The 25,895-nt window shown below is 31.7% G+C and carries 29 protein-coding genes and 1 rRNA gene; 2 read left to right on the top strand and 28 right to left on the bottom strand.

Going from position 1 to position 25,895, the window contains the following annotated elements; all coding sequences use genetic code 11:
• Window positions 1-75: 75 nt before the first annotated feature.
• Window positions 76-1,578, bottom strand: a 16S ribosomal RNA gene (locus FRIFI_RS00390).
• A gap of 461 nt (window positions 1,579-2,039) precedes the next feature.
• Between FRIFI_RS00390 and FRIFI_RS00385 the strand changes: the two genes are divergently transcribed.
• Window positions 2,040-2,231, top strand: a complete 192-nt coding sequence (locus FRIFI_RS00385; RefSeq protein WP_092921369.1) for a hypothetical protein — start codon at window positions 2,040-2,042, stop codon at window positions 2,229-2,231.
• Between the two features lie 418 nt (window positions 2,232-2,649).
• Here the strand turns inward: FRIFI_RS00385 and FRIFI_RS00380 are convergent, their stop codons facing one another.
• Complete coding sequence (locus tag FRIFI_RS00380) at window positions 2,650-3,801, bottom strand: S41 family peptidase (protein ID WP_166504682.1); 1,152 nt, start codon at window positions 3,799-3,801, stop codon at window positions 2,650-2,652.
• A 155-nt stretch (window positions 3,802-3,956) separates the two neighbouring features.
• Here FRIFI_RS00380 and FRIFI_RS00375 point away from each other — a divergent pair, with 155 nt between their 5' ends.
• The gene (locus FRIFI_RS00375) at window positions 3,957-4,532 is read left to right on the top strand and encodes a 5-formyltetrahydrofolate cyclo-ligase (protein WP_166504681.1); all 576 of its coding nucleotides are present in this window, start codon (window positions 3,957-3,959) and stop codon (window positions 4,530-4,532) included.
• Window positions 4,533-4,594: 62 nt separating this feature from the next.
• Here the strand turns inward: FRIFI_RS00375 and FRIFI_RS00370 are convergent, their stop codons facing one another.
• From FRIFI_RS00370 to prmC, 26 genes are all read right to left on the bottom strand, one after another.
• On the bottom strand, window positions 4,595-6,991 hold the full coding sequence (locus tag FRIFI_RS00370) for a Lon protease family protein (protein WP_242977262.1): 2,397 nt from the start codon (window positions 6,989-6,991) through the stop codon (window positions 4,595-4,597).
• Between the two features lie 236 nt (window positions 6,992-7,227).
• Window positions 7,228-7,650 (bottom strand): hypothetical protein, encoded by a 423-nt coding sequence (locus FRIFI_RS00365; protein ID WP_092921379.1) that lies wholly within the window; start codon window positions 7,648-7,650, stop codon window positions 7,228-7,230.
• A 340-nt stretch (window positions 7,651-7,990) separates the two neighbouring features.
• A complete protein-coding gene (locus tag FRIFI_RS00360; protein WP_092921381.1) occupies window positions 7,991-8,926 on the bottom strand; it encodes a transketolase family protein in 936 nt (311 codons plus the stop codon).
• Window positions 8,919-9,746: a transketolase gene (locus FRIFI_RS00355; RefSeq protein ID WP_092921383.1), complete on the bottom strand. Its 828-nt coding sequence runs from the start codon at window positions 9,744-9,746 to the stop codon at window positions 8,919-8,921. Before FRIFI_RS00355 ends, FRIFI_RS00360 begins: the two co-directional genes overlap by 8 nt.
• A gap of 288 nt (window positions 9,747-10,034) precedes the next feature.
• Entirely contained in the window at window positions 10,035-10,397 is a 363-nt protein-coding gene (locus tag FRIFI_RS00350) for a type II toxin-antitoxin system PemK/MazF family toxin (RefSeq protein WP_092921385.1), read from the bottom strand.
• Window positions 10,387-10,671 (bottom strand): ribbon-helix-helix protein, CopG family, encoded by a 285-nt coding sequence (locus FRIFI_RS00345; RefSeq protein WP_092921386.1) that lies wholly within the window; start codon window positions 10,669-10,671, stop codon window positions 10,387-10,389. The genes FRIFI_RS00350 and FRIFI_RS00345 overlap by 11 nt, the downstream gene beginning before the upstream one ends.
• Before the next feature lie 30 nt (window positions 10,672-10,701).
• Window positions 10,702-11,859 (bottom strand): alanine racemase, encoded by a 1,158-nt coding sequence (alr, locus tag FRIFI_RS00340; protein WP_166504680.1) that lies wholly within the window; start codon window positions 11,857-11,859, stop codon window positions 10,702-10,704.
• Between the two features lie 15 nt (window positions 11,860-11,874).
• Window positions 11,875-12,465 carry a germination lipoprotein GerS gene (gene gerS, locus FRIFI_RS00335; RefSeq protein ID WP_166504679.1) on the bottom strand — a complete coding sequence of 197 codons (591 nt, stop codon included), beginning with the start codon at window positions 12,463-12,465 and terminating at the stop codon, window positions 11,875-11,877.
• A 21-nt stretch (window positions 12,466-12,486) separates the two neighbouring features.
• Window positions 12,487-12,948: a CBS domain-containing protein gene (locus tag FRIFI_RS00330; protein ID WP_092921392.1), complete on the bottom strand. Its 462-nt coding sequence runs from the start codon at window positions 12,946-12,948 to the stop codon at window positions 12,487-12,489.
• A 4-nt stretch (window positions 12,949-12,952) separates the two neighbouring features.
• On the bottom strand, window positions 12,953-13,333 hold the full coding sequence (gene acpS, locus FRIFI_RS00325) for a holo-ACP synthase (RefSeq protein WP_092921394.1): 381 nt from the start codon (window positions 13,331-13,333) through the stop codon (window positions 12,953-12,955).
• 192 nt (window positions 13,334-13,525) lie between these two features.
• Window positions 13,526-13,786 (bottom strand): ATP synthase F1 subunit epsilon, encoded by a 261-nt coding sequence (atpC, locus tag FRIFI_RS00320; RefSeq protein WP_092921396.1) that lies wholly within the window; start codon window positions 13,784-13,786, stop codon window positions 13,526-13,528.
• A 2-nt stretch (window positions 13,787-13,788) separates the two neighbouring features.
• Window positions 13,789-15,183 carry a F0F1 ATP synthase subunit beta gene (gene atpD / locus FRIFI_RS00315; protein ID WP_092921397.1) on the bottom strand — a complete coding sequence of 465 codons (1,395 nt, stop codon included), beginning with the start codon at window positions 15,181-15,183 and terminating at the stop codon, window positions 13,789-13,791.
• A 15-nt stretch (window positions 15,184-15,198) separates the two neighbouring features.
• Window positions 15,199-16,056: an ATP synthase F1 subunit gamma gene (gene atpG, locus FRIFI_RS00310; protein ID WP_092921398.1), complete on the bottom strand. Its 858-nt coding sequence runs from the start codon at window positions 16,054-16,056 to the stop codon at window positions 15,199-15,201.
• A 27-nt stretch (window positions 16,057-16,083) separates the two neighbouring features.
• The gene (gene atpA, locus FRIFI_RS00305; RefSeq protein ID WP_166504678.1) at window positions 16,084-17,586 is read right to left on the bottom strand and encodes a F0F1 ATP synthase subunit alpha; all 1,503 of its coding nucleotides are present in this window, start codon (window positions 17,584-17,586) and stop codon (window positions 16,084-16,086) included.
• Window positions 17,587-17,601: 15 nt separating this feature from the next.
• A complete protein-coding gene (locus tag FRIFI_RS00300; protein WP_166504677.1) occupies window positions 17,602-18,144 on the bottom strand; it encodes a F0F1 ATP synthase subunit delta in 543 nt (180 codons plus the stop codon).
• Window positions 18,141-18,641 carry a F0F1 ATP synthase subunit B gene (gene atpF / locus FRIFI_RS00295; RefSeq protein WP_092921401.1) on the bottom strand — a complete coding sequence of 167 codons (501 nt, stop codon included), beginning with the start codon at window positions 18,639-18,641 and terminating at the stop codon, window positions 18,141-18,143. The genes FRIFI_RS00300 and atpF overlap by 4 nt, the downstream gene beginning before the upstream one ends.
• Window positions 18,642-18,738: 97 nt before the next feature.
• Complete coding sequence (gene atpE / locus FRIFI_RS00290; protein ID WP_092921403.1) at window positions 18,739-18,984, bottom strand: ATP synthase F0 subunit C; 246 nt, start codon at window positions 18,982-18,984, stop codon at window positions 18,739-18,741.
• A 57-nt stretch (window positions 18,985-19,041) separates the two neighbouring features.
• Window positions 19,042-19,746, bottom strand: a complete 705-nt coding sequence (atpB, locus tag FRIFI_RS00285; RefSeq protein WP_166504676.1) for a F0F1 ATP synthase subunit A — start codon at window positions 19,744-19,746, stop codon at window positions 19,042-19,044.
• Window positions 19,747-19,748: 2 nt separating this feature from the next.
• Window positions 19,749-20,138, bottom strand: coding sequence for an ATP synthase subunit I (locus tag FRIFI_RS00280; protein ID WP_092921407.1), 390 nt, complete (start codon window positions 20,136-20,138; stop codon window positions 19,749-19,751).
• 4 nt (window positions 20,139-20,142) lie between these two features.
• The gene (locus FRIFI_RS00275) at window positions 20,143-20,370 is read right to left on the bottom strand and encodes an AtpZ/AtpI family protein (protein ID WP_092921409.1); all 228 of its coding nucleotides are present in this window, start codon (window positions 20,368-20,370) and stop codon (window positions 20,143-20,145) included.
• Between the two features lie 544 nt (window positions 20,371-20,914).
• Window positions 20,915-21,544 (bottom strand): uracil phosphoribosyltransferase, encoded by a 630-nt coding sequence (upp, locus tag FRIFI_RS00270; protein ID WP_166504675.1) that lies wholly within the window; start codon window positions 21,542-21,544, stop codon window positions 20,915-20,917.
• 12 nt (window positions 21,545-21,556) lie between these two features.
• A complete protein-coding gene (gene rpiB / locus FRIFI_RS00265) occupies window positions 21,557-22,009 on the bottom strand; it encodes a ribose 5-phosphate isomerase B (protein ID WP_166504674.1) in 453 nt (150 codons plus the stop codon).
• Window positions 22,010-22,068: 59 nt separating this feature from the next.
• Entirely contained in the window at window positions 22,069-23,109 is a 1,041-nt protein-coding gene (locus FRIFI_RS00260) for an L-threonylcarbamoyladenylate synthase (protein WP_166504673.1), read from the bottom strand.
• A gap of 28 nt (window positions 23,110-23,137) precedes the next feature.
• On the bottom strand, window positions 23,138-23,818 hold the full coding sequence (locus tag FRIFI_RS00255) for a ZIP family metal transporter (RefSeq protein WP_092921417.1): 681 nt from the start codon (window positions 23,816-23,818) through the stop codon (window positions 23,138-23,140).
• 118 nt (window positions 23,819-23,936) lie between these two features.
• Complete coding sequence (prfA, locus tag FRIFI_RS00250) at window positions 23,937-25,001, bottom strand: peptide chain release factor 1 (RefSeq protein WP_092921419.1); 1,065 nt, start codon at window positions 24,999-25,001, stop codon at window positions 23,937-23,939.
• Window positions 25,002-25,045: 44 nt separating this feature from the next.
• Entirely contained in the window at window positions 25,046-25,894 is an 849-nt protein-coding gene (gene prmC, locus FRIFI_RS00245; protein ID WP_092921421.1) for a peptide chain release factor N(5)-glutamine methyltransferase, read from the bottom strand.
• Between the last annotated feature and the right edge of the window lies 1 nt (window position 25,895).

The following is a 25,895-nucleotide window of genomic DNA, read 5'->3' as shown; positions in this document are numbered from 1 at the left end:
TATTCTGTTGCTTAAAGTACTAATTTTGAGGTTCTAATGAACTCTCAAAATTAAACAGTAGGTAATTCTCCTTAGAAAGGAGGTGATCCAGCCGCACCTTCCGATACGGCTACCTTGTTACGACTTCACCCCAGTTATTGATTTCACCTTCGACGGACGCTTCCAAAAGGTTAGCTATCCGGCTTCGGGCGCCCCCAACTTCCGTGGTGTGACGGGCGGTGTGTACAAGACCCGGGAACGCATTCACCGCAGCATTCTGATCTGCGATTACTAGTAACTCCAGCTTCATGTAGGCGAGTTTCAGCCTACAATCCGAACTGAGAATGGCTTTAAGGGATTAGCTCCACCTCACGGTTTGGCTGCCCTCTGTACCACCCATTGTAGCACGTGTGTAGCCCTAAGCATAAGGGGCATGATGATTTGACGTCATCCCCACCTTCCTCCAGGTTATCCCTGGCAGTCCCTCTAGAGTGCCCAACTTAATGCTGGCAACTAAAGGCAAGGGTTGCGCTCGTTGCGGGACTTAACCCAACATCTCACGACACGAGCTGACGACAACCATGCACCACCTGTCACTTCTGTCCCCGAAGGGAAAGATGCGATTAGGCATCGGTCAAAAGGATGTCAAGCTTAGGTAAGGTTCTTCGCGTTGCTTCGAATTAAACCACATGCTCCGCTACTTGTGCGGGTCCCCGTCAATTCCTTTGAGTTTCACTCTTGCGAGCGTACTTCCCAGGCGGAGTACTTAATGCGTTAGCTGCGCCACCGAAGGGGGTAACCTCCGACAGCTAGTACTCATCGTTTACGGCGTGGACTACCAGGGTATCTAATCCTGTTTGCTCCCCACGCTTTCGTGCCTCAGCGTCAGTTACAGTCCAGAGAGCCGCCTTCGCAACTGGTATTCCTCCTAATATCTACGCATTTCACCGCTACACTAGGAATTCTACTCTCCTCTCCTGCACTCAAGTCTTACAGTTTCAAGAGCTTACTACGGTTGAGCCGTAGCCTTTCACTCCTGACTTGAAAGACCGCCTACGCACCCTTTACGCCCAGTAATTCCGGATAACGCTAGCCCCCTACGTATTACCGCGGCTGCTGGCACGTAGTTAGCCGGGGCTTCCTCCTCAAGTACCGTCATTATCTTCCTTGAGGACAGAGCTTTACGACCCGAAGGCCTTCATCGCTCACGCGGCGTTGCTGCATCAGGCTTTCGCCCATTGTGCAATATTCCCCACTGCTGCCTCCCGTAGGAGTTTGGACCGTGTCTCAGTTCCAATGTGGCCGATCACCCTCTCAGGTCGGCTACTGATCGTCGCCTTGGTAAGCCGTTACCTTACCAACTAGCTAATCAGACGCGGGTCCATCCTGTACCGCAAAAGCTTTGATAAGAAAGCCATGCGACTCTCTCATGTTATCTCGTATTAGCATACCTTTCGGTATGTTATCCGTGTGTACAGGGCAGGTTACCCACGCGTTACTCACCCGTCCGCCGCTCTTTACCGAAGTAAATCGCTCGACTTGCATGTGTTAGGCACGCCGCCAGCGTTCATCCTGAGCCAGGATCAAACTCTCAAATAAAAGTTGTTACCCGCTCAGACTATCATTATCTGAATATCTGGCTTGGTTGTATTCGATTCTTTAAAGAATCATTAGTTATTTAAATTAACCTACTGTTTAATTTTCAAAGTTCATTTTAAGCGACCGTGTCGGCGCTACTTTTTTACAACTTCTTTAGTTTACCAAAGTAATTTTACTTTGTCAACTTTTTTCTGTTCCTTTTCTTTTGTGTTTGCCCTTTTCTTAAGGACAAGTATAACTATACCATCTCAAATCCATTTCGTCAACACTTTTTTGTTTTTTTCTAATTTTATTTATCTTTTCATTTAAATTACTATATATACTAATGTTTACATATATATTACCCACGATATTGAATATTAATTCTTAAACTTCATAAAATATTAAATAAATACAACTTTATATACTTGTATAAACTCTAAGAAAGGAGATGCTATATATAATTATAGCTAACAAATTCTATGTCTACTTTCAACAAAATCAAAGATTTATATGAGGATGGCTACAGATGTATTTACCATAACTGTACAGATAATAATTACACTATATATCTTAAGAATTTTGATTCTGAAGATTCTCAAACTATTGAGATATCAGATGAAAATGAATTTAATCAATTTCAAGGATATATTAATGATTTAAAGATGTCATAACTAATTTTATTTTTCATTTTAAATTTTAAAATTAGATATTAAACTACAAAAATAGAGAGTTTTCACACTCTCTATTTTGTAGTAACTAGCTTCTTTATAAGGTTTAATAATTCCACTCTATCTACTTCCATTTGTTTTTTATGCTCTTTATATTCATTGAAGTTAACAACTTTTCCTCTGTTCTTCTTCATAATAACCACTTCCTATTTTAATTATAAACTTAATATATTAATTCTATACTTAATTAATATTCCCTTCTATAAAATATACAAAATTTCTTAAATATATTCATATTTTATATTTTAATTCTTTATAATATGTTATATTTTTACATTCTATTTTTTTATAAATTTTAATTATATTTTTCATTAAAAAACAGGCACTTTTTATATTTTATGCCTGTTTTTATTGATATATTCTATTTTATTTCCTTTTTCATCCAATCAATAGCTTTATCTAATTGCTTTTCAGGATTTTTTTCCTCTATATTTGGTTTTATTCCTTTTCCATTTATATAATCTCCATTAGGAGTAAAATATTGAGCAGTGGTTAATTTAAAACCTGTACCATCTTTAAGCTCTCTTACACTTTGTACTAAACCTTTACCAAAAGTTGTAGTTCCTATTGAGATACCAGCTTTATTATCTACAATAGCTCCTGTTAATATTTCTGATGCTGATGCACTATTCCCATTAGTTAAAATAGCTATTGGCAATCCTAGCTTATCTTTATCTGATTTTAAGTATTCTGTATTTCCTTTATTGTCTTTAGTGTAAACTATAGTTCCTTCTCCTATTAACTCATCGGCTATATCTTTGCATATATTTAATAGTCCTCCACCATTATCTCTTACATCTAATATTAACCCCTTCATTCCCTCTGATTTCAATTTATCTAGTACAGTTTTAAATTCTTTATATGTATTTTCGCTAAAAGAAGTTATTCTTAAATATCCTATTTTATCTTCTAGCATCTTACCTTCTACGCTTTTTGAAACAATCTCTTCTCTTTTAACTTTAACATCAAATTCATTGCCATCTCTTTTTAAAGTTAATTCTACAGTTGTGCCCTCTTTACCTTTTATCATGCTAATTGCTTCATCTGAATTTTTAGCAAATACATTCTTTCCATCTACCTTTACTATCTTGTCTCCCGCTTCTATTCCACTTTTTTCTGCCGGAGAACCTTGTATAGGAGATACTACTGTTAAGTAATCATCATCTGGAGAAGGACTTATTATCACACCTATACCAACAAAAGACCCACTCGTTTGTTCCTTCAATCTTTTAAACTCATCTTCTGTATAATACTGAGAATATGGATCATCTAATCCTGAAAACATTCCTTTTATAGCTCCATTAACCAAATTATCATCTTTTGTTTTTTGATAGAAATCTTCTTTTATAGCTCCTTCTAGACCTATCATCTTATTGTACTTACTATATTTTTCATATAAATCTTTCGACACTACAACCTTATTACCTAATCCTATTTGCAAAGTAGAGGTAAACAAAGCTGTTACTATTACTAAAACTATTCCATACACGATAGCTCTTTTCTTTGATATCATTCTAGGCATCTCCTTTATCTAATCTAGTATATATTATATGACTAGCTATTCTTTTTATTACCATTTCTATTTTTGTTGCTTAGTTTTTAACTTATGTACTAAAATTTATAATGGATACATATCCATATTATACCATAGTAAAAGGGGTAGATTTTATGAAAAAGGAATTTAGAAAAAAAGTTATTTCTGATAGAAATAACCAAAATTATGAATCTTTATGTAAAAACTCATCAATAATAACTCAAAAAATATTAGCTTTAGATTGTATAAAAAAAGCTAAAAATATTATGCTTTATCTTGATTTTAATAATGAAGTTAAAACAGATGAACTTATAGTTAAGCTTCTTTCTTTGGGTAAAACTGTCTCATCTCCTATAACGATTAAAGAAGAAAAAAAATTAATACCATCTCAAATAATTGATTTAAAAGATGGAGTAAAAATCGGTGCTTATGGAATAAGGGAACCAAAACCTGAATGCTCTCCAGAGGTAGAGGTTAAAGATATAGATGTAGTAATAGTTCCAGCCGTTGCTTATGATAAAGATTGCTATAGACTCGGTTACGGTGGTGGCTTTTATGATAGATTCATAGAAAGGTTAAGAGAAGATGCTATCACAGTAGGAATTGCTTTTGATTTACAAATTTTTGATTCTGTACCTAAAGAAGATCACGATGCTCAACTTGACTATATAATTACAGAAAGCCAAATACTTACACCTAATAAATTTTAGATAATATTAATTTAAAAATGATACTAAGGGTTAAAACTTAGTATTTTAACCCTTAGTATTTTTTATTCCTTTTTATCATCTCTATCTTTTTTATCTATTTGTCTTAAACTCTCAAGCTTATCCTTAACTAAATTATCTATTTCATCTATAGTCTTACCTGTAAGTATCTCTAATCCTTCTTCTATACTACTTATTGCATATATACTAAAAGTTCCAGCTTTTACAGCTTCCACTATCTCATCTTTTAGTATTAAATTCTTAACATTTTGTATCGGAATCATAACACCTTGTTTTTGAGAGAAACCTTTTAGCTTACATACATCAAAAAATCCTTCAATCTTTTGATTCACTCCGCCTATAGGTTGTATTTCTCCTTTTTGACTAACAGAACCAGTTACTGCAATACTTTGTTTTATAGGTATATCAGCTATACTAGATATTATAGCGTACAATTCAGTACTAGATGCACTATCTCCATCTACACCACTATAGTTTTGTTCAAAAGTTATTGATGTAGTTATAGATAATGGTCTCTCTTTTCCATACCTTTCTCCTAAATATCCACTTAATATTAAAACTCCTTTATCATGAATACTTCCACTTTGCTTTATTTCTCTTTCAATATTTATTACACCATGTCTTCCCCTATAAGTAGATGCTGTTATTTTTGATGGCTTACCAAATGAATATTCACCTGTACCCATAACAGCTAATCCATTAATTTGACCTACTTTCTCTCCTTCTATATCAATTAACAGAGTTTTGTCTTCAAACATCTCATTTAATTTTTCTTCATATTTATTATTTCTATATACTTTTTGTTCTATTGCATTTTGAACATCTTTTGCAGTGACATATAACTCACTATCATCACTTATAGCCTCTGACTCATATACTAAATCTATTATATTACTAACTCTTGCTGTTAATTTATCTTTATTGTCACTTAACTTAATACTATATTCTATTACCTTTTCAACTGCATCTCTTTCAAAGTGTTTTAATTTTTCATTGTTGCAAGTATCAGCTATTAGCTGAATTGTCTTATATATATTTTCATCATTTTTATCTATTTCTATATCAAAGTCAGCCATCACTTTAAATAGATTTCTAAAATCTTCTTCATATGAGTATAAAAGTCCATAATAACGACTGTCTCCTATTAATATGACTTTCACATCTAAATCTATTGGTTCTGGCTTTAATGTAGATGTTACTAAATATCCATATTGTTTATTAAGAGATTCTATTGATATCTTTCCTGTTTTTAAACTTCTCTTTAGACAATCCCAAGAAAAAGGATTCGATAATAAATCTTTTACATTTATGATTAAGTATCCTCCATTCGCCTTATGTAAGGCTCCTGGCTTTATTTCCGTAAAACTTGTTGTTAAAGCTCCTATCTCATTTTTATACTCTATACACCCTATCAAATTATAGTATGTAGGATTGCTTTCTACTATTATCTTACAATCTTCACACTCACTATTATCTATAAATAAATTTACTTTGTATCTATTAAAAAACTTATCATCATTTTTTTGACCCATCATACCAAATAGCGCCATAGGTTTTTGTTGATTACCTTCATTTTTATCCTTAAATTTATCAATGTTATTAACTATATCATTGCATAAATCATTTATATATCTTTGTATTTTTTCTTCTTTTCCATACTTATCTAGTAAGTATTTATCATAAAACCCAACTAAACTTCTTCCTACATTTTTATCTAAATCAATAGTTTTATTTTTATAATCATCTTCACAATTTTTTATCTTATCTATATATTCCTTGCTATCTTGATTTAGCTTAAGACCCTCTTCTCTTAATTTATTGATTTGTGTAGGAGTTAGTTGACCTAACTCTTGTTCTTGCATTAATGTTCCATCTTCTTTTATTGGGATACTAACAAGTCCTCTTTCTGTAACTTCAAACTTAAATCCTCTAGGCTTGGCAAATTCATTTAACTCTGATATTATTCCTTGAATACTATTTTCAAGTTCACTCATAAGTATTCTGCTATGGTATTCATATTCTTTTGAATTAAATAATTTAGGTACCTCGCACTTTAATTTTTGAATTATTTCTTCTATATCTTCTTTAAATATTTTTCCTACCCCTGATTTGAAAGATAAAGCTATAGGTTCATTAATGTTTTTAAAATTATTTACATATACCCAATCTCTATTATTATTTTGTTTATTATTGCTGGTATACTTTTTTATAAGTTCACTAGTGTAACTAACTCTTCCCAATCCATTTGTACCTACAACATATATGTTATATCCACTTTTTTTCATCTTAAGTCCAAACTCAATGGCCTTCACAGCTCTATCTTGGCCTATTATTTCTCTTTTAGAATCTATCTCTTCTGTAGTACTAAATGATAGATCCTCTATCAATGAGCTCGGTTTTAAGTCTTCTACTCTAACTTTATATTTATCTATATTCAACAATCATTCACCTCTTCATATTATGTTAAGTTTTATTTTTCCCCGCTTATTGATAAATAATTAGTTAATATGCAATAATAATATTTTTTTAATAAATTCATCTAATTTAATTATTTTATTTAAAATTTAAAAATATCTTTTAGACATAAAAAAACACCTTAAAATATTTTAAGGCGATTTTTATTAGATTATGTACATGTTTATTTTTCTAAATTTTTATTAATATAATATGTAGTCTGTTATTCCTCTGTCACATTTAATTCTATATTTTCAGGAAGATCAGTTAAATTGGTTTCTACAACTATGTACGGATATGATTTTTCTTTTTCTTTATATGAAATTTTTACTTTCATTAAACTTCTATCATTTTCTTGAACCATTTCTATTTTATTCATCTCTATTCCCTTTTCATTATCTTTACCTCTGGTTACAATAACATATATCTTTTCGTTTAACTTTACAGCTAAAGCTCTTTCTTCATCTGTATATTTGTCCATCATATCAAGTATCTTTTCTGGTATAGATTCTCTTTGTACTATAGTGTAATCTACTGGATTTGACTTTTCCATAAACATATTTGGGATTACTATAAACCCACCTATTACTAGTATTAATAGAAGTACTCCATATATAACTCCCTTTACATTAAATTTTATATTCATTTATTTCACCCCCATATATTTTAATATATGAAATTTATACGAGCCTTAGAATATTATTTATTAGTATATTTCCAAAACCTCATAAAAAATTTACTTGATTAATCTACGTGCTAACAAACATCTTCATATCTCAAAAGACTATATTCATTGCTAAAATACGATATTTTAAAATTTATTGAATTATTTAAGATACAAAACTAGTTGGATTTTACCTTCTATTATTTGAGGAATGTTATTATATGATATGTATTTAGTGAAATATAACGAAAATATAAAATCTTTTATAGTAAATAAATTTGATAATTAAAAAGGATATAGCTTACGCTATATCCTTTTTATATTATTTCTTAGCTATTGCTTCCTTAGCAGCTTTAACTATATCGTTAGATGTTAATCCATATTTTTTTACTAATTCAGCAGGTGTACCTGATTCTCCGAAAGTATCATTTATACCTACTTTTTTAACTACAACTGGACATTCTTCAGTAACAACTTCACTTACTGCTGAACCTAGACCACCTAATATACTATGTTCTTCAGCAGTTACTATTGCACCAGTTTCTTTAGCGGCAGTTATTATTAACTCTTTATCTATAGGCTTTATAGTAGACATATTTATAACTCTAGCATTTATACCTTCTGATTTTAAAACTTCTGATGCTATTATAGCTTCGTTAACCATTATTCCACAGGCTATTATTGTTAAATCATTTCCTTCTCTAACTACTGTACCTTTTCCTATTTCAAATTTATAATTTTCATCAAATATTGTAGGAACTGCACTTCTTCCTAAGCGAACATACATAGGTCCGTAAACTTTAGCTGCTTCAAATATCATTTGTTCTGCTTCTACACCGTCAGCAGGAACCATAACTGTCATATTAGGTATACTTCTCATTATAGCTATATCTTCTACACTTTGATGTGTTGCTCCATCTTCTCCAACTGTTATACCAGCATGAGTAGCACAAACTTTTACGTTTAACTTTGGATAACAAGCAGAGTTTCTGATAACTTCAAAAGCTCTTCCTGTTGCAAACATAGCAAAGCTACTTGCAAAAGGTATTTTACCAGCTGCAGCAAATCCACAAGCTGCACCTATTAAGTTTTGTTCAGCTATACCCATATTGAAGAATCTATCTGGGAATGTTTTATAAAAATCATTTGTCTTAGTTGATTTTGATAAATCTGCATCTAATACTACAACATTATCGTTTATTTGTCCTAATTTAACTAATGCTTTTCCGTATGCTTCTCTAGTTGCTATCTTACTCATTGTCTGCACCCCCTAATTCTTCTAAGGCTCTTTCTAAATCGCTATCACTTGGAGCTGTTCCATGCCATCCAGCTTCATTTTCCATGAAAGATACACCTTTACCTTTTATAGTCTTTGCAATTATCATTGTTGGCTTTCCTACTGTTTCTTTAGCCATATCTAAAGCTGCAAAAATTTGATCGAAATCATGTCCATCTATTTCTATTACATTCCATCCGAAAGCTTTAAACTTATCTACTATAGGACCTATGTTCATAACTTTCTCTACTGCTCCATCTATTTGAAGACCATTATAATCTAAGAATGCTACCATATTATCAAGTTTGTAGTGAGCTGCACTCATAGCAGCTTCCCAAACTATCCCTTCTTGAACTTCTCCATCCCCAAGTATAGTATACACTCTCCATGGTGCATTATCTAATTTAGATGCCATAGCCATACCACAAGCTGCTGAAAAACCTTGTCCTAATGAACCCGTTGACATATCAACTCCAGGTATTCCCTTCATATCAGGATGACCTTGTAACATACTATTTATTTTTCTTAGCTTCATTAATTCTTCTCTAGCAAAGTAACCCTTTTGAGCTAAAGTTGCATAAAGTACTGGTGCTGCATGTCCTTTAGATAAAACAAATCTATCTCTATCTTCCATTTTGCTATTGTTAGGATCTATATTCATTTCATTAAAATAAAGAGCTGTTAGTATTTCTACAGCTGATAATGATCCTCCTGGATGTCCAGATTTAGATTCATGTATCATAGAGACTATATCTTTTCTGATAATACGTGCAATCTCATTTAATCCCTTATGGTCTCTCATGTAATTACCTCCCTGTTTTTCATAAAGTAAATATTACTTATGTAATATATTTTTGTAATCTCATATTATTATATCACTTTTATAGATTTTTTTTACTTTATTTTTTTAATTTAGATATATTATGTATACTTTTTATATATTTTGATATATAATTTTTAACAATTATGATTTTTATATATCAAAATATATATTAGACATTATTTATGATACACTTTTTTTATCTTTAATATATCATATTTCATTTTTAATAAAAAAAAATTATTGATATTAAAAATAATACCAATAATTTTATAACGCAAATAGTCCTAGACTTATCTGAAGACTACTGTCAACTTTTACCATCATATTATCATCTAGACAACCAATTTTTTCTCTTAACCTTTTTTTGTCTATAGTCCGTATCTGTTCTAAGAGAATAACAGAATCTTTATTAAGCCCATATTCGTTCGCACTAATTTCTATATGTGTTGGTAATTTCGCCTTGTTAATCTGTGATGTTATAGCAGCTATTATTACCGTTGGACTATATTTATTTCCTATATCATTCTGTATAATTAAAACAGGACGAACTCCACCTTGTTCCGATCCGACAACAGGGCTTAAATCAGCGTAGTATAAATCTCCTCGCTTTATGTCTAGGTTAATACTCACCCTGGGCTATCTTCCCTTCAATACAATCCTCAGAAGATACTTCATTTGTCATACCTAGTTCAGCCAGCGATAGATTAATTTGCCCCATTTCTTTATAACCTTTGATCATAGACTCTTTTATGTCTATTTTTCTCTTTTGAGTTATATAAAATTGAAAGGCAGCCTTTGCAAAATCTTCTCTATTACTATTCTCCATCTCAACGATATGGTCTACCTCAGAAACGAGGGAATCCGGTAAAGTAAATACTATCTTTTCCTTACTTTTTTTGTGCACAAAATCGCCTCCCGGGGTATACTATCATTATTATTTTATCAAATAACTATCTGATTGTAAAATTGCATTTCTTTCCATATAGATTCTATCTACTCTTCTTGATACCATACATAACACTTCATAGTTTATAGTCTCTAGGCTTTTTGCTACATCTTCTGCTGTCAATTTCTCTTCCCCAAATATTATAACCTCATCGCCAATTTTTATGTCTATATTCTTGTTAATTTTGACCATACACTGATCCATACATATCCTACCTATGACATCAAATATATTTCCTTTAATCATCACCTTAGGATTTTTTTGTATTCTAGAAAATCCATCTGCATATCCTATAGGTATAGTTGCGATTTTTTCTGTTTCATCACTTCTATACTTTAATCCATAACTTATCCCAGTACCTTTATCCACATCTTTTATATGAGCTACTCTCGTTTTTAAAGTCATTGCAGGCTTTAATTGAATAATGTCTCTATCTACTTCTTCTGATGGATAATGACCGTATAGTATTATTCCACATCTTACCATATTAAGATTCAAATCTTGTAAATCTATAATTGCAGCACTATTTGATACATGTTTTATAGGTATGTTTATATCTATAGCTTCTAACCCTTCAACCATATATTTAAATCTTTGTACTTGAAGCTTAGTGAATTCTTTACTTTTTTCATCTGCTGTAGCAAAATGTGTAAAGATACCCTCAATGTCTACAAACTCTAAATCATTTATCGACTTTATATCATTTATTGATTGAGAATTAGGTATAAACCCTATCCTTGACATACCTGTGTCAATTTTAATATGGATTTTAGCATGTTTACCTATATGCTTGGCGATATCATTAAGTTTTTGAGCCATTTCTACTGAGTAAATAGTAATAGTTATATCATTGTCTATAGCAGTTGCTAATGCTTCTTCCGGAATATAACCTAAACAAAGTATAGGAAGCATTATTTTATTTTGTCTTAATTCTATTCCTTCTTCTAATCTAGCTACTGCTATATAATCAACATTTTCTTTTTCTAATAATTTTGCAATCGGTACTGAACCGTGCCCATAGGCATTAGCCTTTAGCACACCACAAATTTTTGTATTTTCATTTAAGGATTTTTTTATATTATCAAGGTTAAATTTGATATTGTCTAGATTTATCTCTGCCCATGTCGGAGCTGTTATTTTGTTCATTTCTTTAGTTCCCCCTTACTTTTCATATTGAAAATCTTTGTAAGTAATAGTGAATCTAATCATTCCTTTAGAATCTATTATTTCCATTTTTTCTGGTTGTTTAGTCTTAATATTAATATACAATATTTGTTTGTTAAAATATTCATCTTCACCTGGTATGTACGTTTCTAAGGCAAGACTACCATCAGATAATTTTATATCAACCTCTTCACTTTGCAGGTAATTTTTTATAAAATCCCCAATAAACATATTTTGATCATTTTCACCTACATTAGGTAGTTCAATTTCATCTTTTATTCCTGGGTTTTTTACTATTATTTTATCTGATTTGTATTCAATAGTTTTACCTTTTAAATGCTCTGGTGATACTAACTCTAATTTATAATTATCTGGCTTATTATAATTATGAATAAATACGTAATTATGTGAACTCTTATTGCCAACTACTTCTACTTCAGCCTTACATGTATATGAATCAATTTCAGATATTACCTTTTGAAATTCTTCATAGGCCTCTTCTTTAGTTAATTGCCTTTTTTGGCAACCTACAATAATAACTAGCATACTTATAATAAGCACTGCTAGTAGCGTTAGCTTACTTCTCACAAAATCCTCCTATATTAATTCTTATTCATTATACATAGCTCTAATTATATCGTATCTACATATAATTCCTTTTAATTTATGTTCTTTATCTACTACTGGAACTCTATTTACTGATTTTTTTATCATAATATTAGCTACATCATCAAAATTATCTTCTTCATTTACAGTTACTATATCAGTTGACATTAAGTCTTTTACTTTGTATGCTGCTATTTCTTTAAACTCTTCTTCCATCTTCTTGTAATCATCTAAAAATATTAACCCTTGGAAAAAGTTAATTATATGAGGAGCTTCTACATGCTGTTCTTTCTTCATTATGTCTGTCTCAGAAATAATACCTACTACCTTATTATCTTCATCTACTACAGGTACCCCTCCTATTCTTTCTTTAATTAGTAACCTTGCAACATTAACTATACTTTCTTCTCTATTTGCCACTATTACATCCGTTGTCATTATGTCCTTAGCTATTTTATTGTTCATAATATCACTCCTTAATTATAGTTATAGCATTAGCTACCGCATATTCTTTACAATGAGATATAGATACTTTTATTTCTAAAACATTATAGTCTATGCATATCTTCTCCAAATTATTATAGGTTTTAACTATAGGTTTTCCTATTTCATTCCTTAATATTTCTATATCTTTAAAATTAAAATTTCTTATACCTGTCCCTAAAGACTTGCTTATAGCTTCTTTGGCTGAAAAATTCCCTGCTATACTTTCAACTCTAAAATTGTTAGATTTAAAATATTCTATTTCATTTTCTGTAAATATCTTTTCTAAAAATCTATTATTTTTATTTATAGCTTCTTTTATTCTTCCTATCTCCACTATATCTATACCAATATCTAATATATTCATAGATGCCTCCGGTTCCTATTATAGTATTATTTTGTTGCATATATATAAATATATTCAACTCGACATTATAAAATCCTGTCATATGCCTATTATAATACTACAGTAGAATTATTTTTAATAGATAATTAGAATTTTCTATTAGTACTGATGTTTTTTAAAATAAAAAGACTAGAGTTAAACTCTAGTCTTTTTTTATAACCACTCTGCAGATTCAGTTAAAATAACAGCTTGTTCTTTTTCAACTTGCATGAATCCCCCAGATATTTTTGCTTCTTTAAATTTACCTTCTTTTTTTAGACGTAGAGTTCCATCAGATAATCCTGCAACTAAAGGTCTATGGTTTTTTAATATACCTCTGTCTCCTTCAGTAGTTCTAACTATTATCATCTCTGTTTTATCTTCATAGAAGATTTTATCAGGAGTAACAATTTTAACCGCAAATTCGCTTGCCATTATTATCTACTCTCCTTCGCTTTTGCAACTGCCTCTTCTATACTTCCTACGAATAAGAATGCTGATTCTGGTAAGTCATCATGCTTACCTTCTAATATTTCTTTGAAACTTCTTACAGTTTCTTTAACAGGTACATATTTACCTTCAAATCCTGTGAATTGCTCAGCAACTGTGAAAGGTTGAGATAAGAATCTCTCTATCTTTCTAGCTCTTTGTACTGTTACCTTATCTTCATCAGATAATTCGTCCATACCAAGTATAGCTATTATATCTTGAAGCTCTTTATACTTTTGAAGTATAGATTGAACAGCTACTGCAACTTCATAATGTTCTTTTCCAACTACAGCTGGGTCAAGTACTCTAGATGTAGACTCTAATGGGTCAACAGCTGGGAATATACCTAGAGACGCTTTTTGTCTAGATAAAACTGTCTTAGCATCTAAGTGTGTGAATGTTGTAGCTGGTGCTGGGTCAGTTAAGTCATCGGCAGGTACGTATACAGCCTGAACTGATGTTATAGACCCTTTATTTGTAGATGTTATTCTCTCTTGTAATTTACCCATCTCTGTAGCTAATGTTGGTTGGTATCCAACTGCTGATGGAGTACGTCCAAGTAATGCTGAAACCTCAGATCCTGCTTGAGTGAAACGGAATATATTATCTACGAATAATAAAACGTCTTGTCCTTCTTGATCTCTGAAGTGCTCAGCCATTGTAAGACCAGTTAAAGCAACTCTCATTCTTGCTCCAGGTGGCTCGTTCATTTGTCCGAATACTAGAGCAGTCTTTTTGATAACTCCAGACTCGCTCATCTCACCGTAAAGGTCATTACCTTCTCTTGTTCTTTCCCCAACACCTGCGAATACTGATATACCACCGTGTTGAGTAGCTATATTGTTTATAAGCTCTTGTATAAGAACTGTCTTACCAACTCCGGCTCCACCGAATAGACCGATTTTACCACCTTTTAAGTATGGTGCTAGTAAGTCAACAACTTTTATTCCTGTTTCTAGTATTTCAACACCTGGCTTTAATTCGTCAAATGCTGGAGCTTCTCTATGTATAGGACTCTTAGGAGCATTTTTTGGTGCTTCCTTACCATCAACTGGCTCACCTAATACATTGAATATTCTTCCTAAAGTTTCGTCTCCTACAGGTACACTTATTGCAGCTCCTGTATCAACAACTTCCATACCTCTTACAAGTCCATCAGTAGAACTCATCGATATACATCTAACTGTGTCATCACCAACATGTTGTGCAACTTCTATAACTATTTTTTTATCTCCGTGCTTTATCTCTAATGCATTTAATAGATTAGGTAAGCTTTTTTCATCATCGAACTTTACGTCAACAACTGGACCGATAACCTGAACTATTTTACCTACATTTGCCATGTCCTAACCTCCTTATTATTGAGCTGAAGAAGCCCCCGCAACTATCTCAGATATTTCCTGAGTAACTGCTGCTTGTCTTGCTCTATTGTATTGTAACTCTAAATTAGATATCATTTCATTAGCATTGTCTGTAGCTGATTCCATAGCTGTTCTTCTCGCTGCTTGTTCTGAAGCATAAGCTTCAGCTATACCTCCGTATATTCTTCCTGAAACATACTTAGGTACGATAAAACCAAGTACAGCATCTGGAGAAGGTAAGTATTGAACAGAAGCTCTACTATTCTTCTCTTCTTTATCTTTGTCTACTGCTATTGGTAACAATCTAGTTACTCTTGGCTCTTGACTTAATGCTGAAACAAACTCTGTATATATTAACTTAACTTCATCTATATCTCCGTTTTGATAAGAATCCATTATATTATTAGATATCTCGATTATATCTTCATACTTAACGTCTTCAACAGAATCTATTGTTCCAATTAAGTCAAAAGATCTTTTGCTAACAAACTCTTTTGCTTTTTTTCCTATAGCTACAACCTTAACATTATTAGAACCTTGAGTCTCTGCAACTAATGTTTTAAATACATTCGAGTTGTATCCTCCTGCAAGTCCTCTATCTCCTGCTATAACTATATAACATTTATTTTTAACTTCTCTTTCTTTGAGAAATTCACTTTTAACTCCACTCGTATTCTTAGCTATATTTTGAACAGCTTCTTGTAAAGTATTAAAATATGGCTTAGAACTTTCTGCTCTTTCCTTAGCTTTTCTAAACTTCGAAGAAGCAACTAATTCCATAGCTTTAGTTATTTGCTTAGTATTTTCAACACTGGCAATACGAGTTTTAATTTCTTTCATTCCAGCTCCTGCCAATTGGGTTACCTCCTTTTTTAAAAAGGATTACGCTTCTATAACAAATTTCTTCTTGAAATCGTTTATAGCGTTTGTTAATTCTTGAGTGAAATCTCCATTCGCAAGAATTTTTTCTCCTATTTGTGGATAATTAGCATCTATGAATTCAATTAATTCTGCTTCAAATCTCTTTATATTATTTACAGGTATATCTGCTAATAAGTTGTTAACAACTGCAAATATAGCTATTACTTGATCTTTAACATCCATAGGTTGATGTTCACCTTGTTTTAGAACCTCAACTATTCTTTCCCCTTGAGCAAGTCTCTTCTTAGTATCTTCATCTAAGTCTGATCCGAATTGAGAGAATGCTGCAAGTTCTTTATATTGAGAGTAAAGAAGTTTTAATGGTCCTGCAACTTTTTTCATTGATTTTATTTGAGCAGATCCACCAACTCTTGATACTGATATACCAGGGTCAACTGCTGGTCTTATTCCTGAGTAGAATAATTCTGGCACAAGGTATATTTGTCCGTCTGTTATTGATATAACGTTAGTTGGTATATAAGCAGAAACGTCTCCACCTTGAGTTTCTATTATAGGTAATGCAGTTATAGATCCTGCACCTAACTCATCAGATAATTTAGCTGCTCTCTCAAGTAATCTTGAGTGTAAGTAGAATACATCCCCAGGGTAAGCTTCACGTCCTGGTGGTCTCTTAAGTAATAATGACATTTCTCTGTATGCAACCGCGTGCTTAGTTAAATCATCATATACTATTAATACATGTTTTCCGTTGAACATAAATTCTTCACCCATAGCAACTCCTGCATATGGTGCTAAGAATTGAAGTGGTGCAGATTCAGATGCTGTAGCAGACACTACTATTGTGTAGTCCATAGCTCCGCCTTTTTCTAATGTACTAACAACTTGTGCAACTGTCGAACGCTTTTGTCCTATTGCAACGTATATACATATAACATCTTTACCTTTTTGGTTAAGTATTGTATCTATACATATAGATGTTTTACCTGTTTGTCTATCACCTATTACAAGCTCTCTTTGTCCTTTACCTATTGGTATCATGGCATCGATAGCTTTTATTCCTGTTTGTAGAGGCTCATGAACTGACTTTCTAGCCATTATTCCTGTAGCTTCTGATTCAACTGGTCTAAATTTATTAGTGTTTATAGGTCCTTTTCCATCAACTGGTTGCCCTAGTGAGTTTACAACTCTACCTATCATAGCATCACCAACTGGAACTTGAACTATATTACCAGTTCTCTTAACGATATCTCCTTCTTTTATTCCAGAGTCGTTACCTAATATAACTGCCCCAACCATGTCTTCTTCAAGGTTAAGAGCCATTCCGTATACTTCTCCTGGGAACTCTAATAATTCACCAGCCATAGCTTTATCTAATCCGTAAACACTAGCTATACCGTCCCCAACTTTTAAAACACTACCTGTATCTGTTAATTCAACTTTATTCTCATAATTTTTTATTTGCTCTTTAATTATAGAACTTATTTCTTCAGGTCTTAAGTTCATGGGTTCACCACCATTCTAAGATATTACTTGAGATAGTATATTTTTCATTCCTGCTAAACGAGTTTTAACAGTTCCGTCTATCTCTTCGTTTCCAAGTCTAACTAGAACTCCTCCTAGTATAGATTCATCAACGTTGTTTTCTAAAGTAACATTTTTGTTGTATTTTTTTGAAAGTTTTAACTCAAGTTCTTTAATTTCTTCTTGAGACATAGGTACTGCAGTTATTGCAGTTCCTTCTAACACATTTTCTTTTTCATTTAATAATGCTTTAAATGAGTTTTGAACAGCTTCTATAACTGAAACTCTATCTTTATCTATCATTATTTTTAAGAAATTGCTTAAATTTTCACTCAACTGATTTTGAAAAACCTTCTTTAATAAGTCTTTCTTTTCTCCTTTTCCTACAAGAGGAGATTTTAAAACATTGAAAAAATCTTCGTTAGATTTTAGTATGTTTACAACTGCTACTAATTCTTCATTTAAGCTAGCAGTTGTGTTAGTTTCTTCTCCTACTTGAAATAAGGCTTCAGCATATCTACTCGCGACTACATTCATCATTTAGCTTCGCCTACCTCTTTTATAAAGTTATCTATTAAATCCTTGTGCTTAGATTTATCTATATCTTTCTCAATAACTTTAGATGCTGCTAATAATGCTATATCAGATATATCGTTTTTGATTTCATTCATAGCTTTTTGTCTTTCTTGTTCTATATCTTTATTAGCTTTTTCTCTTATATTTTGTGCTTCATTTTTAGCATTAGCTATCATTTCAGATTCTTTTTGCTCTGCTCTTAATGTAGCTTGTTTTATTATTTCTTGACCTTCGTTTTTAGCTGAGATTATCTTTTCTTCATATTCTTTCTTTAAAGATAAACCTTCTGTCTTAGCAACTTCTCCTTGTGCTAAGTTTTCTCTGATGTCTTTTTCTCTAGCTTCGATTATTCCTAATACTGGTTTGAATAAAAGTTTCTTTAATATTACAAATACTAGGAATGTATTTATAAGCTGGAATATTAATTCATATGATATGCCTATAAGTGGCTTGAATTCCATATGTTATCCTCCTTCCTACTAATCACAATTCGTAAGTAGGAGATGGCTCTCCCCATCTCCTATTTACAAAATTTCTTAATATTCATTCATAATTTCCTTACATTAATGGATTAGCAAATAGAAGGATTATTGCTATAACTAGTCCGTATATTGCTGAAGACTCTGCTACTGCTGCTCCAAGTAACATTGTTTTTATTATATCACCTTGTGCTTCTGGTTGGTTTCCAACTGCTTCTGCACCTTTACCTGCTGCGAATCCTTGTCCTATTCCTGCTCCTATACCTGTTGCAACTGCGATACCTGCTCCTATAGCTGAAGCTGCTGCTATTATAGCTGTTTCCATAATTACTTCCTCCTTAGAAATTCTAATTTTTTAAAATTTTGATTATTTAATATTTTTTTATTCTGTTGCTGCACTTCCTACGAATACCATCGTTAACATTATGAATATAAATGACTGTAATAATCCAGCAAATATATCAAAATATAAGTGCAGTGGTACTGGTATTATTAACTGACCAAAAGGTATTGTAACACCTGGGATTAATGTTGATAGATATCCCAAGAAGTCATATAGTAAAGCCATTATAACGGCTCCACCAAGTATATTACCAAATGGACGGAAACTTAGTGAAACTGGTTTCGCTAATTCTCCTATTAAGTTAAGTGGTAATAACAGTGGGTTTGGCTCTAATAATCCTTTGAAGTATACTGGACCATTAAATTTAACACCTGCATAATAAATCATAACGAATGTTATTAATGACCATGCTAATGTAGTATCTAAATCTGTTGTAGGTGATCTAAATCCTAATAATCCTATTAAGTTAGAAACCGCAAAGAATAAAAATAAACTTCCTATGTACGGAACCACATTTGGCATTCTTTTTACAGTTTCCTTACCCATAGTATCTTCTACTAATTTAGCAAGCCCACCTATAGCAAATTCTAAGAATATTTGCAATTTACTTGTTGGAACTTTCTTTAGGTTTCTTGTCATTAAGTAAGAAGCTAAAGCAAGCCCTGCAAGTATTAACCAACTTGTTACTACGGTTTCACTTAATTTAAAGTTACCGAAAAATATAACCCATTTTGCTTGGCTCATACTTACGCCTCCTTTCTTTTGAGTTTGTCTATTAAGAATGTTTTTGTTAATATAACAAACTTAGGACTTAATAACCCTATTGCAACCCCTAATACATGTATGTATGGGGCTTTTACAGAGACAAATAGCACTACTCCTGTCACAGTCATCCTCAGCAAATATTGACCAGCTGAGTATATTTGAGCCTTAGAAACAGGCATAGTTACCGATTTTTCTATTGTTATAGCTAACAATCTAAAATTAAGTACAGCTATTATCGTACCAAATATCAACCCTAAAAGCATTTCTTTGCTAAATGTTGAAGTTATCAACAATAATATAATAGCTATAAGATCGTAAACTATAACTCCCTTTGTTACGTAGTTTATTTCATCTTGTAGTTTTGTATGCATATAATCACTTCCTTTTTGTGTATACTATTAAAGTTTTATAAACTCCCATAAATGCTCCACCAACTCCTAATAATAAAAATACTATCATAAATATTGGTTCTGTATTAAATTTGGAATCAAAAAACTTTCCTAAAAAGGTACACCCAAATATAGGAATTAATATCATCAACCCTACTTGACTTATCAAAGAAAGCATCTTAGCTATTTCCATGTATATCTTGTGTTTACTCATACATTAGATACCTCTCTATGAATAGTTTCTTATATATTCATTAAATTTACTTATGTACATGATTTATAAGACCCACTTTGAGCCCTTTATATAAAAAACCATATATCCTATATTACCACTTTTTCAGCAATTTTTAAACATTTTTTTATTAAATTTGATTTTTTTTGAATTCATTTGAAGTTTTGTGAAAGCACCAATTTAAGCCATTATAGGTATATAACTTGAATAAAATGTTTTCATAAATATATTATTCAAACTATACAATTTCTATCCCATTTAAATAATATTTAATATATATTTATAAAATTTTAATGGTTTTTGTATATTATTCTACCTATTCACTCATTTATGCATGTTTTAAGATTAATAATTAAATATTCTGATTCTCAATAACAATTTAAACCGACTAGCATAATATAGAAATTTCTTCATTTAAAGTTTTGTTATTTTTTTTAACTTCACCTCTTTAACAGATATCCTTTTCCTTACTCGTTATTAAAAAGGCATCTATAAATTTTATAGATACCTTTTCCATGTTGTCTTATTACTTTGTACCGTATAGTCTGTCTCCTGCATCTCCTAAACCTGGAACTATATAACCATGCTCATTTAATTTTTCATCTACTGATGCAACATATATATCTACATCTGGATGATATTTTTGAACTTCTGCTATACCTTCTGGAGCAGCAACTAAGTTAACTAATCTTATAAACTTAGCCCCTCTTGCTTTAAGTACATCTATAGCTGCAACTGCAGATCCACCCGTAGCAAGCATTGGATCTACAACTATCATTTCTCTTTCTTCTATATCTTGTGGTAATTTACAGTAGTATTCTACTGGTTGTAATGTTTCTGGATCTCTGTATAAGCCTACATGACCAACTTTTGCAGCTGGTGTTAAACTTATAAGTCCATCTACCATACCTAAACCTGCTCTTAGTATTGGTACTATTCCTAACTTTTTACCTGCTATAACCTTAGATGCAGTTTTTACTACTGGTGTTTCTATCTCCACCTCTTCTAATTGTAAGTCTCTTGTTATTTCATATCCCATTAACATACTTATTTCTGTTAAAAGTTGTCTGAAATCCTTTGACCCAGTGTTCTTATCTCTCATTAATGTTAACTTGTGTTGTATTAATGGATGATCTGTGATTATTACTTTACCCATTATGACTACCTCCTATTTGCTGTGCTTTTTTTCTATTTCTTTTATCATATCAACTCTTTTTGAGTGTCTACCGCCTTCAAATTCTGTATTTATCCATGCATCTACTATTTCTAAAGCTAATCCTCTTCCTAAAACTCTCTCGCCTAAAGATAACATGTTTGCATCATTATGAGCTTTAGACATCTTAGCTGAGAAAACATCAGATACTACAGCACATCTAATTCCTTTAACTTTATTAGCTGCTAAAGATATACCTATTCCTGTTCCACAGCAAATTATTCCATAATCAATCTCTTTATTTACTACTGAATTGGCAACTGTCTCCCCATATATAGGATAGTCCACTGATTCTAAGTCATTTTTTGGTCCAAAATCTACACACTCTATGCCTTTAGCTTCTAAGTGCTTTTTTATTTCTTCCTTAAGATTATATCCTCCATGATCACTACCTAGTCCTATTTTCATCTGCCTAGTCCTCCAATTTATATTATTATAATATATTTTAACCTACTTTTGCCATAAATTTATGCTTTTATTACTTTATATCCTGCCGATTTAAGTAATCTATTCATTATAGCTTGACCTACACCAGTCATTTCAAAGGATTCAGAATAAACTATATCTACATTTCTTTTATCCATTTCTCTTAGTACATCAAATAAATTGCTTCCTACTTCTTCTAAAGTATTCCCCAAAGAAATAACTTCTCCTTCATATACTTCTTTATTTTTTTCTACACACATCACTCCAGATTTAATACCATTTTCAGAGTTTTCACGTATGATTTGATTTATTTTATTGATAACATCTTTATCATTCCCTGACACTATGTATACGTCTGCATCAGGAGAATAATGTGTATACTTCATCCCAGGTGCTTTTGCTTTTTTATTATCTTCTTTTTTTAATAGAGAAGGATCGACCAAAACTTCTCCTAAAACTTCTTCTAGATCTTCTTTTGTTATACTTCCAGGTCTAAGTATCATAGGTACCTCACCTGTAAGGTCTAACACTGTAGATTCCAGTCCAAAATCACAATTTCCACCTAAAACAATACCACTAACTCTTCCATCCATTTCTTCTTTTACATGGTTACCTTTAGTTGGAGATGGTCTACCTGATATATTAGCAGATGGTGCTGCAATAGGTAGTCCTGATTGTTTTATAAGTTCTCTTGCTATTTTATGAGACGGCATCCTTATAGCTACCGTATCTAATCCTCCACTAGTCGTGTTAGGAACTATGTCCTTTTTATTAAGTATTATAGTTATTGGTCCTGGCCAAAACTTATCCATAACAATCTCGGCTTTATTACTTATATCTTTAGCCAGATCTCTAACTTCTTCTCTATCATATATATGTACTATAAGTGGATTATCGCTAGGTCTGCCTTTAGCTTCATATATTTTCTTTACGGCATTTTCATCTAGAGCATTTGCTCCTAGACCATATACTGTTTCAGTCGGGAATATTACAGTCTTTCCTTCTTTTAATAATTCTGCTTGTTTTTTTAATTCTTCTACATTTATGTTATTAACATCTATTTTACTTATTATTGTTTTCATCTTTTGTATGCCTACTTTCATTTTTAGCTTAAATACACTTTACAATTATTGTACCTACTAAAAAACCAATTATACAATGTAATGTCGTTGACTTTGGAAATATTTCTTCTAAAACTACATATATCATAGTTCCTGCAGCTAAAGAAAGAAAAATACCCATTAAAGAATTAAATACTATCCCAAAACAACCACCTAAAAAACTACCCACACCCATAGGAACTCCTGCTAACAGTGTAAATCCAATCACTTTTGGTATTTTAATTTTAGACCCCACTAAACTAAGTGCCATAGCTAATCCTTCTGGAATATTGTGAATTCCAATTATTATTGCTAAAGTTATACCAAAGGATTCCTCCGATATAAAAGACGATCCAATCGCTAACCCCTCCGGTAGATTGTGAAGTAATATACTAATAAAAACAAGATATCCAGATTTTAAGTCACTAGGTATATCGAGCTTATTTTTTATATACATGGTGATAAGTACACCAATTAATACAAATAAGGAAGTATATGCTATTCCCATTTCCTCCATTGACTCATTCATCAAATCGAAAACTACTACAGCTAACATTATGCCTCCAGATATCCCCATAAAAAAACTAAGATATTTGTCCACATTTTTCTTGAAAACTGCGGATATAACACCACCCATACCAGTTCCTATTACACCTGCTAAAAGTCCTATTAATGTTATTTTAAGTATCATATGCTCCTCCTTTAAATTTTATATACTAATGTATACTTAAAGAAGGAACATATTTATTCATGTTATATAAAAATCCCTAAATTAATAGGGATTAATAGAAGGATTAGATTTAATCAAATTATAGTGATGCCATTTTCTCAGTTTGATCTACAGTTATTAAAGCATCTATCATTTCATCTATATCTCCATCTAAGAATGAATCTAACTTATATAATGTTAAGTTTATTCTATGATCACTAACTCTTCCTTGAGGGAAGTTGTAAGTTCTTATTCTTTCAGATCTATCTCCAGTACCAACCTGACTCTTTCTTTCCGCTGCTATATCTTTGTTTTGCTCAGCTATAGCTTTATCATTAAGTCTTGCTACTAGTATTTTTAATGCTTGTTCTTTATTTTTTAACTGTGATTTACCATCCTGACAAGATACTACCTCTCCTGTAGGTATGTGAGTTATTCTTACCGCAGAGTCAGTAGTGTTAACACTTTGCCCACCATTTCCTGAAGAACGGAAAACATCTATTCTTAAGTCATTTGGGTTTATGTTTACTTCTACTGTTTCAACTTCTGGTAAAACTGCAACTGTTGCAGTAGATGTATGGATTCTTCCTCCTGATTCAGTAGATGGTATTCTTTGAACTCTATGAACTCCTGACTCATATTTAAGTCTTGAGTAAGCTCCCTTACCTTTTATTAAGAATGATACCTCTTTATATCCACCAACACCAGTATCACTTGCACTTAATAATTCCATTTTCCATCTTCTTCTTTCAGCGTATCTTGAATACATTCTGAATAGGTCCCCTGCGAATAGAGCTGCTTCATCTCCACCAGCTCCTCCTCTTATCTCAACGATTACGTTCTTTTCATCGTTAGGGTCCTTTGGTAATAATAATATCTTTAATTCCGCTTCTAGAGGTTCTACTTGCTCTTCTAACTCAGATAATTCCATCTTAGCTAGGTCTCTTAACTCTTCATCTGATTCTTCTTGTAGTATTTCCTTTGAATCAGCTATACTAGTTAAAACATTTTTATATTCTCTATACTTCATTACTATTGGCTCTAAGTCAGAATGTTCTTTCATGTACTTTTGCCAAGTTTTTTGATCATTTATTATTTCCGGATCACTTATTTTTTCTGTTAAATCTTTGTATTTATCTTCTAATACATCTAATTTTTTTAGCATCCTTTTTCACCTCGTTTATTGTAACATATCAATTTTTCATTATATCATAGTTTATAGCCTATAACAACTCTATCAATACCTTGTATATCCTTCTTTGTATATATATTTGTGTATCCATTAGCTTCCATAATTCGCTTTACATCTTCTGCTTGATCATGCCCAACTTCATATGCCAATATTCCATTTTCTTTAATATATCTTACTGATTGTTTGGTTATATCTCTATAGAAATCAAGTCCATCTTCTCCACCTTCTAAGGCATTGTATGGCTCATAATCTTTAACTTGCGTATGAAGTGTTTCTATGTCCCTTTTAGGTATATATGGTGGATTTGAAACTATAACATCAAATTTAGTTTCTATATTTTCAATAGCTGAAAATAAATCTGATTTCTTAAATACGACCTTATCATCTACACCATTGTTTATTGCATTTATTTTTCCCACTTCTAAAGGTATATCCGATATATCTAAAGATACAACTTTAGATTTTTCTATATACTTAGCTAGACTTACAGTTATAGCCCCTGAACCTGTTCCTATATCCACTATATTAACTTCTTTATCCTTACAAAGTTCAATAATTTCTTCCACTAAAGGTTCTGTATCAGGTCTAGGTATTAAAACACCTTCTTTTACAAAGAAATCAAGTCCCATAAATTCTCTATTACCTACTATATAAGCTATCGGTCTTCCATTTATCCTTTCTGATATTAAACTTAAAAACATTTTATATTGTTCTTTAGTTAATTCTTTATTTAAGTTTAAATGGATATAAATTCTATCCACATCTCCAAGTACTTTTTGTAAAATAATTTCCGTGTCTAATCTTGGAGTGTCACTTATTTCTTTTAATTCCTCCATATACTTTATAAGTATGTCTCTTATTGTCATA

Source organism: Romboutsia hominis (assembly GCF_900002575.1).
GTDB lineage: Bacteria > Bacillota > Clostridia > Peptostreptococcales > Peptostreptococcaceae > Romboutsia_C > Romboutsia_C hominis.
This window is presented reverse-complemented; position numbering and strand designations above follow the sequence as displayed.

Excerpts from the sequence above, each read along its gene's own strand:
- rpiB (WP_166504674.1), bottom strand. The coding sequence starts at position 22,009 with ATGAAAATAGGACTAGGTAGTGATCATGGAGGATATAATCTTAAGGAA.
- alr (WP_166504680.1), bottom strand. The coding sequence starts at position 11,859 with ATGAACAAAATAACAGCTCCGACATGGGCAGAGATAAATCTAGACAAT.
- upp (WP_166504675.1), bottom strand. The coding sequence starts at position 21,544 with ATGGGTAAAGTAATAATCACAGATCATCCATTAATACAACACAAGTTA.
- FRIFI_RS00355 (WP_092921383.1), bottom strand. The coding sequence starts at position 9,746 with ATGAGAGACCATAAGGGATTAAATGAGATTGCACGTATTATCAGAAAA.
- atpA (WP_166504678.1), bottom strand. The coding sequence starts at position 17,586 with ATGAACTTAAGACCTGAAGAAATAAGTTCTATAATTAAAGAGCAAATA.
- atpD (WP_092921397.1), bottom strand. The coding sequence starts at position 15,183 with ATGGCAAATGTAGGTAAAATAGTTCAGGTTATCGGTCCAGTTGTTGAC.
- FRIFI_RS00385 (WP_092921369.1), top strand. The coding sequence starts at position 2,040 with ATGTCTACTTTCAACAAAATCAAAGATTTATATGAGGATGGCTACAGA.
- FRIFI_RS00300 (WP_166504677.1), bottom strand. The coding sequence starts at position 18,144 with ATGATGAATGTAGTCGCGAGTAGATATGCTGAAGCCTTATTTCAAGTA.
- acpS (WP_092921394.1), bottom strand. The coding sequence starts at position 13,333 with ATGAATATATTAGATATTGGTATAGATATAGTGGAGATAGGAAGAATA.
- FRIFI_RS00375 (WP_166504681.1), top strand. The coding sequence starts at position 3,957 with ATGAAAAAGGAATTTAGAAAAAAAGTTATTTCTGATAGAAATAACCAA.
- FRIFI_RS00360 (WP_092921381.1), bottom strand. The coding sequence starts at position 8,926 with ATGAGTAAGATAGCAACTAGAGAAGCATACGGAAAAGCATTAGTTAAA.
- FRIFI_RS00255 (WP_092921417.1), bottom strand. The coding sequence starts at position 23,818 with ATGATACTTAAAATAACATTAATAGGACTTTTAGCAGGTGTAATAGGA.
- prfA (WP_092921419.1), bottom strand. The coding sequence starts at position 25,001 with ATGCTAAAAAAATTAGATGTATTAGAAGATAAATACAAAGATTTAACA.
- atpE (WP_092921403.1), bottom strand. The coding sequence starts at position 18,984 with ATGGAAACAGCTATAATAGCAGCAGCTTCAGCTATAGGAGCAGGTATC.
- FRIFI_RS00280 (WP_092921407.1), bottom strand. The coding sequence starts at position 20,138 with ATGCATACAAAACTACAAGATGAAATAAACTACGTAACAAAGGGAGTT.
- prmC (WP_092921421.1), bottom strand. The coding sequence starts at position 25,894 with ATGACAATAAGAGACATACTTATAAAGTATATGGAGGAATTAAAAGAA.
- atpB (WP_166504676.1), bottom strand. The coding sequence starts at position 19,746 with ATGAGCCAAGCAAAATGGGTTATATTTTTCGGTAACTTTAAATTAAGT.
- FRIFI_RS00275 (WP_092921409.1), bottom strand. The coding sequence starts at position 20,370 with ATGAGTAAACACAAGATATACATGGAAATAGCTAAGATGCTTTCTTTG.
- FRIFI_RS00365 (WP_092921379.1), bottom strand. The coding sequence starts at position 7,650 with ATGAATATAAAATTTAATGTAAAGGGAGTTATATATGGAGTACTTCTA.
- FRIFI_RS00380 (WP_166504682.1), bottom strand. The coding sequence starts at position 3,801 with ATGATATCAAAGAAAAGAGCTATCGTGTATGGAATAGTTTTAGTAATA.
- FRIFI_RS00330 (WP_092921392.1), bottom strand. The coding sequence starts at position 12,948 with ATGAACAATAAAATAGCTAAGGACATAATGACAACGGATGTAATAGTG.
- atpF (WP_092921401.1), bottom strand. The coding sequence starts at position 18,641 with ATGGAATTCAAGCCACTTATAGGCATATCATATGAATTAATATTCCAG.
- FRIFI_RS00260 (WP_166504673.1), bottom strand. The coding sequence starts at position 23,109 with ATGAAAACAATAATAAGTAAAATAGATGTTAATAACATAAATGTAGAA.
- atpC (WP_092921396.1), bottom strand. The coding sequence starts at position 13,786 with ATGGCAAGCGAATTTGCGGTTAAAATTGTTACTCCTGATAAAATCTTC.